This window comes from Actinophytocola sp., from assembly GCF_045807065.1.
Lineage (GTDB): Bacteria > Actinomycetota > Actinomycetes > Mycobacteriales > Pseudonocardiaceae > Actinophytocola.
In genome coordinates, this window is record NZ_JBJMIE010000215.1 from 1 (window position 1) to 6,268 (window position 6,268).

6 protein-coding genes and 1 pseudogene are annotated in these 6,268 nt (G+C 69.9%); 2 read left to right on the forward strand and 5 right to left on the reverse strand.

All coding sequences use genetic code 11. From position 1 onward, the window contains the following. Positions 1-20: 20 nt before the first annotated feature. The 3 genes and pseudogenes from ACJ73U_RS12785 to ACJ73U_RS12795 form a co-directional block, all read right to left on the reverse strand. Positions 21-485: pseudogene (locus tag ACJ73U_RS12785) on the reverse strand (catalase-peroxidase); the annotation flags it as partial. 27 nt (positions 486-512) lie between these two features. Further along, positions 513-938, reverse strand: coding sequence for a Fur family transcriptional regulator (locus ACJ73U_RS12790; RefSeq protein ID WP_407777801.1), 426 nt, complete (start codon positions 936-938; stop codon positions 513-515). A gap of 9 nt (positions 939-947) precedes the next feature. Next, positions 948-2,369, reverse strand: coding sequence for a cation:proton antiporter (locus ACJ73U_RS12795; RefSeq protein WP_407777802.1), 1,422 nt, complete (start codon positions 2,367-2,369; stop codon positions 948-950). Between the two features lie 274 nt (positions 2,370-2,643). Between ACJ73U_RS12795 and ACJ73U_RS12800 the strand changes: the two genes are divergently transcribed. Together ACJ73U_RS12800 and ACJ73U_RS12805 are read left to right on the forward strand one after the other, a co-directional pair. Continuing rightward, positions 2,644-3,543, forward strand: a complete 900-nt coding sequence (locus ACJ73U_RS12800; RefSeq protein ID WP_407777803.1) for a hypothetical protein — start codon at positions 2,644-2,646, stop codon at positions 3,541-3,543. Then, positions 3,540-4,151, forward strand: a complete 612-nt coding sequence (locus ACJ73U_RS12805) for a hypothetical protein (protein ID WP_407777804.1) — start codon at positions 3,540-3,542, stop codon at positions 4,149-4,151. Before ACJ73U_RS12800 ends, ACJ73U_RS12805 begins: the two co-directional genes overlap by 4 nt. A gap of 60 nt (positions 4,152-4,211) precedes the next feature. On the opposite strand, the gene ACJ73U_RS12810 is transcribed toward ACJ73U_RS12805, so the two are convergent. Continuing rightward, positions 4,212-5,678 (reverse strand): glycoside hydrolase family 47 protein, encoded by a 1,467-nt coding sequence (locus tag ACJ73U_RS12810; protein ID WP_407777805.1) that lies wholly within the window; start codon positions 5,676-5,678, stop codon positions 4,212-4,214. A 118-nt stretch (positions 5,679-5,796) separates the two neighbouring features. Next, positions 5,797-6,268, reverse strand: a 472-nt coding sequence (locus ACJ73U_RS12815) for a hypothetical protein (RefSeq protein WP_407777806.1), incomplete at its 5' end; no start/stop codon positions are given.

Below are 6,268 nucleotides of genomic sequence, written 5' to 3' on the forward strand. Positions count from 1 at the left end.
ACAATCTATAACTACACCAAGCTCTTCAGATCAACGAACCGCTTGCCGCCGTCACCGGCGCCGCCGCGCCCGTCGTGGATGCGGTACGTACCGGCGGCGTGCCAGCTCATCCGGATCATCAGGCCGCCGTAGTGGCCGAAGTCGGCCGGCCACCAGTCCTGCGAGGTGGTGAGCACCTCGACGATGTCCCGCTTGAGGGCCGCGACGTCGAGCTTGGCGAACTCCTCGGCGTAGCTGAAGCCCTCGCCCAGTGGGTTGCTCTTCGACGAGTGGGCGCGCAGCACCGAGAGGTCGAGCTGGTTGGGCCACCAGTCCCGGGTCGTGCGGGGCCGGCCGGCCGTCTTCGGGGTCGGCGAGTCGATCGCCGGGTTCTCGCTCTCACTGCCGTGCGAGGTCACGGAGTCGTGCGCGACCGGGCAGCCGGCGGCCGCCTTCTGGTCCACGCCTTGTGCGCTGGACGGCGCGTTGTCCTGGGGGGCGCTCAATGTGCTTCCTTCCGGGGTGGTGGCAATTCATCGGGGTGGTGCGGTCGCGCAGTCGGGGCAGGTGCCCCAGAAGACGACCTCCGCCTCGTCGACCTCGTAGCCGTGGTCGTCCGAGGAGGTGAGGCAGGGAGCGTGACCGACGACGCATTCGACGTCCGCGATCGCGCCGCACGAGCGGCACACGAGGTGGTGGTGGTTGTCCCCCACCCTCGCCTCGTACCGGGCGGTCGCGCCCGCGGGCTGGATGCGCCGCACCAGGCCGGCGTCGGTGAAGGCGCGCAGCACGTCGTAGACCGCCTGGTGTGACACCGTGGGATGCTGTACCCTCACCAGCTCGATCACGGTGTCGGTGTCGACGTGTGGGTTGTCCCGCAGCGCGGCGAGCACCGCCAGCCGGGGCCGTGTCACGCGCAACGAGACCGCGCGAAGCTGAGCCTCGAAGTCGGACGTCACGCGACCACCCTAGTACCTTATCTGGAACAGTTCAAAATTACTTCGGTCACGCGCTCCGGGTCTCGGCAGCAGGTAGCCGAGCAGTGGGCCGGTGAGGGCCGTGGTGACCAGGGCCATCACCAGCAGCATGACGTACAGCTGGGTGGAGATGACGCCCAGGGACAGACCCAGTTGCAGGACGATGAGCTCGGTCATGCCCCGACAGCTCATCATCACGCCCAAGGCCACGGACGACCGGCCGTCCATGCCGGTCACGCGGGCCGAGGCCGCGCCGGCGGCGAGCTTGGCCGCCATCGCCACCGCGACCAGACCGCCGACGACCAGCCAGTTCGCGCCGCTGCCCAGCGTGGCGAGGCTGACCTGGATGCCGGTGACCACGAAGAAGATCGGCATCAGGAACCACGTGGTCGGGCCCTCCAGGCGGTAGGCGAACTCGGTGACCGGCCGGGACCTCGGCGCGATCACGCCGGCCAGGAACGCGCCGAAGACGGCCTGCACACCGATCGCCTGGGTGATCGCCGCGGCGCACAGCAGCACCATCATCATCACGACCATCAACCAGCCCGGCGACGAGTCGCCCGCGCGGCCGGCCAACCTCGCCAGCGCCGGACGCACCAGCCACCACATCACCGCGGCGAAGCCGACCGTCAGACCAACAGTGCCTACCGCGTCCACCGTGGCGCCGCCGCGCACGACCGCCACGACGACGGCCAGCACGCACCACCCGCTGACGTCCGCGACGCCCGCCGTCGCCATGCCGAGCACACCGACCGTGGTGTCACGCAGGCCGCGGTCGGCGAGAATCCGCGCCAACACGGGGAACGCCGTGATACTCAGGCCGACGCCGCAGAACATCACGAACGCCAGCGGCGAGACCCTGTCCTGCCGGTAGCCGGCCAGCAGCGTCATCGCGAGCACCACGCCGGACAGGAACGGCAGCGCGATCGTGGCGTACCCGGACACCAGCGCGCGCAGGGAGCCGTTGCCCAGCAGTGCGAACGGCGTGTCCCGGCCGACGAGGAACATGAAGAACACCACCCCCAGCTGCGCCAGCAGCGACAGGAACCCGATCATCTCCGGCGTCCACAACGCGTGCTGCAAGCCGGGCGCCACCGCGCCGAGTACCGACGGGCCGAGCAGTAGACCCGCGGTGATCTCGCCGATCACCCTGGGCTGACGCAGCGCGGCCAGCAACGCACCCGACGCGTGAGCGACCACCATGATCAACGCGACACCGAGCAACGCCTGGTATACCGGCACCGCGACCGCGACATGTTCGACGGGCGGCTCCTGGTGCACCGGCCCACCGCGCAACCGGCTGAGCAGGATCACGGAGGCGATGGCCGGCAGCACGGCCAACACGGCATAGCCGGCGGCAATTCGCCAGCGCCGCGCGCAGGACGCCGGCGGCGTCACCGTCTCGACGGACACGGTCGCTCCTCACTTCTCGGTTCGCCGATTTCGATGGTGGCAAACTCGACGCGGTCGGCCTACCGATATCGCCGGCCGACCTGACGAACTAATTCATCGTGGCGCCAATTGACGCCAGAAAAATAGACAAATACCCCGTCACGACGACGAACCCGTTGTGGCCCAGCCGTTCGGGAACTGTTGGCTGCACGAATGGCCGTCTGCGCGGCTGGGTGCGGTCGGTGGTCCCGGCCGTAGTTTCGATTCCGGTTGTATTCACCGGCTCGGAGGCGACATGACCGACGCGCTCATCACGAATACCCGGTTCGGCAGCAATGCCGAGGTGGTCGAATGGTTCCGGGTGGTGCGTGCCGCGTACGACGGCGCGGACACACCCGAGGACTTCCCGGACCACCTGCGCCAACAGGCGGCCGGGTTCGACCAGGAGATGGTCGAGGAGTTCCTGCGGACCCTGGCCGACACGGGCGATCCCGACGGCGCGCTCGCCGGGTTGCTCGCGATCGAGGGCCAGATGCCCGACCTGTACTGGGCCTACTTCCCCGCCGAGTACACCGCCGAGGAGACGCCCGAGTCCGACGCCGGTCCGTTCGGCTGGGTCGACGAGGACCAGGCCGCACGGCTGAACGCGGCGTGGGGCGGCGACTGGCAGACCCACCTCGACCCGCAGCTCACCGCCCGCTGGGGCGCCGACTGGCAGAACCATCCCGCCGACCACAAACAGGCCTGGCTCACCGACCTGCTGCCAGAACTGCTCGCGCCGCCGGAAGACCCGTTCGACTGGGTCCCCGACGAGCAGAGCGGCCGACTGACGCAGGCGTGGGGCGGCGACTGGCAGACCCACCTCGACCCGCAGCTCACCGCCCGCTGGGGCGCCGACTGGCAGAGCCACCCGGCCGACCACAAGCAGGCGTGGCTCACCGACCTGCTGCCGGAACTGCTCGGCACCCGCGACGCGACTGACCTGAACGCGGCGGCCGCCACGACCGCCGCCGGCGCGGAGGTGTCCGCCGAGGTCGCCCAGCAGGTCACGACGCTCCTCGACGACTACCTCAACGACGAGCTGGCCAACCTGGGCGAGGACAGCGACCTCTCCGAGGAGGAGCTGACCGAGCTGTTCGCCGAACTGCAGGCCGATCTGCTCAACGCCCCGACCACACAGGAGGACCCGTCATGACCGCGATGGACGGCGAGGGCACCCAAGAGCCGACGCTGTTCGCGTGCGAGGACTGCGGCAAGTACTACGTGCTCCTCGTCGACAGCACGAAGCAGGAGTGCCCGAGCGGCCACGACTACATGCCGGTCGTCAAGTCTTCGTCCGCCCACTACGACCGCGCCACCTGCCTGAACGGCGAGTGCGAGGACCTGCTCCGCATGGACCTGCAGATCACCCGGAACAAGCACGAGAGGTGCGGGAAGAACACGGCCAGGGTTCTCAGCACGCTGGTGGACGGCTACGGCACCGTCACCGACGCCACCCTCCTGAAGTACGTGTACACCGCGCCGCAGGAGGAGCAGGGTGTGCACGCAGCGCGCTCGCTCGAGGCAGCCATCAACGAGACCGAGGGATTCAAGACCAGCCACCACAGTGACAAGGGTGGCCGGCACAACCCCACCGCCTCGGCGCGCCACGACCGCGGCGACAAGGAGGACGCCAACATCCGCAGGAGGAAGAAGGAAACCCTCAAGCGGTTGATCGCGGACCTGAAGCGAGACGTACCCGACTGGCAGAACAACAGAGAGGTCAGCGCGATGATCGAGAAGGCGGAGAGACTCAGCGCTTGATCCGGGGCGAGCACCGCGGCCGCCGGCACCCGCGAGGGTGGCGGCGGCCGTCGGTCGATCTCAGCGGCGGGCCCCGCGGAAGATGTTGCCCTCGGTGGACAGGTAGTTGTCGGCGTAGTTGAACCGGCGGGCGTTGCCGAAGATCAGCCAGTAGTACTTGAGCTGCTCGGACCACCAGTAGCCGGGGCAGAAGTCGCCCCGCGTCGGCGGGTTCGTGGTCACGTCGTCGAGGATGGTGTAGCCGAAGCGGACCCTGGAGGTGCGTTTCATCTGCTGGTAGTGGGTGAACGCACGCCGCCGGAACACCTCGTCCCTGGTCACCAGCCAGAGCGTGAACGCCGAGTCCGCGAACTCCGGCCGGAGCTGGTTGCCGGTGCTGGTCGCGGCGAGCGTGGTGTAGTCGATGCCCTCGGGCAGCACGCCGTAGCGGTCCTGCACCGCGTTCCACGAGTCGTGGTAGGCGCGGCCGAGCCGCAGGTGACCGGACTGGCCGAGCAGTCCGGCGTAGAACGAGGCGAGTTCGCTCTGCGTGCGGCTCACCACCTCCCCGGTGTACGCGTCGACCTGGGCGAACCACAGCCGGCCGGCGTTCGTCTCCGGCTGGTGCGCCACGACTCCGGCGGTCAGCACGTCGTACCAGCGCTTCAGGTCGCGGTCGCCGAACAGCGCCCAGCCGTCGAAGAGGTACTCGTAGAACGAGTCGGCCGGCGGCCCGATCGTCGCGGTGCGGTTGAGGAACTCACCGGTCTCCGCGTGGATCGCGTACGGCAGCAGGTCCAGCGAGGTGCGCCGCTCGAAGGTCACCCGGAACGCCCGCTTGGCCGCGTCGTAGAAGCGCCGGTCGCCGGTCAGCTGGGAGAGGTACCCGAACTCGGTGATGTAGGTACCGGTCTCGGCCAGGTTCGTCTCGGGTCCGCTCACCGCGCCGGTGCGCAGGTTCACGAACCGGTAGGGGATCCCGGTCGGCGACTTGGTGAACGCCACCAGCAACCGCTCGCCGAGGTCCGCGGCCAGTGCCAGCAGGCGGCGTTCGCGGGTGCAGTGGTAGGCGGAGAGCAGGCCGCCCAGCAGCCGGATGTTCGTCTCGAAGACCTGGAACGACGCGTCGACGTCGAAGCTCAGGTTCCGCCTGACCCAGGCCAGGCCCTGCTCGAGCTCGTGGTCCAGCTCCATCAGCCAGAGCGTGTCCAGCGCCTCGACGATGGTCAGCCCCATCGGGTGGTCGGCGACGAAGAACTCCTCGAAACCGCCGGACACCGGCCTGATCTGGTCGTGCCCGAACGCCTTGTCCACATAGGACTGCCAGGCGAACCTGGTCTCCCGCCGCACGTCCTCGGCGACCTCGCGCCACGAACCCGGCGGGGCGAACTCCGGCTGTGTCAGCGGCGCGGCGGCCGAACCCGGACCGGCGGGCGGCGGCGCGGACGGCGAGGGTGGCGCCGGCTCGGCGACCGCCGCCCGCCCGGCCAGTGTGGTCAGCCCGGCCGCGCCGAGCAGGGTGAGCATGCCGCGTCGGGGCATGGTCATGGTGCATCCTCCGGGAGCTGTCGACGACGACGTCGGCAATTGACCGCCTCAGCCACCTTCCTGCCAATCGCGGACATCGTCAACCCTCGGTGTCGGCTCCGTCTCGCTCCGGCGTCGGTCAGGAGCGGCGACCGTCGTCGGGGTGCGCGGCGAGGTAGCGCCGGGCGGCGCGGCGGCGCCAGAACCGCAGGTGCGCCCAAATCCCGATCACCACGCTCGCGACCACGCCGATCACCATCGGCGGCCGGTCCGGCGACGCGGCGTGCACGGCGGCGACGAGCAGCACGGTCGCCGCCACCGGCATGACGACCATGAACAGGACGAGCAGCCCGGTCGCGCCGAGCCCCGTGCCGGGCGCGTGGGAGGTTCGTGGCCGCCGGCCCTGCCGGTACGCCTCGACGCCCCGGGTGTCGTGCGCACGCCGGTGCTCCTCACGCCGCACCGCGAACCGCGGATGCCGCCGGACCCAGCGCTGCCGCAGCCGAATCGCCGCGAGGACGTAGGCGGCCTGGTCGGTGCTCAGCGACCGTCGCCGGCGCCCGGTGGCCAGGACCTCCACCTGGTCCCCGGCGACCCGCACGCTGCGGAAG

Excerpts from the sequence above, each read along its gene's own strand:
- ACJ73U_RS12810 (WP_407777805.1), bottom strand. The coding sequence starts at position 5,678 with ATGACCATGCCCCGACGCGGCATGCTCACCCTGCTCGGCGCGGCCGGG.
- ACJ73U_RS12800 (WP_407777803.1), top strand. The coding sequence starts at position 2,644 with ATGACCGACGCGCTCATCACGAATACCCGGTTCGGCAGCAATGCCGAG.
- ACJ73U_RS12805 (WP_407777804.1), top strand. The coding sequence starts at position 3,540 with ATGACCGCGATGGACGGCGAGGGCACCCAAGAGCCGACGCTGTTCGCG.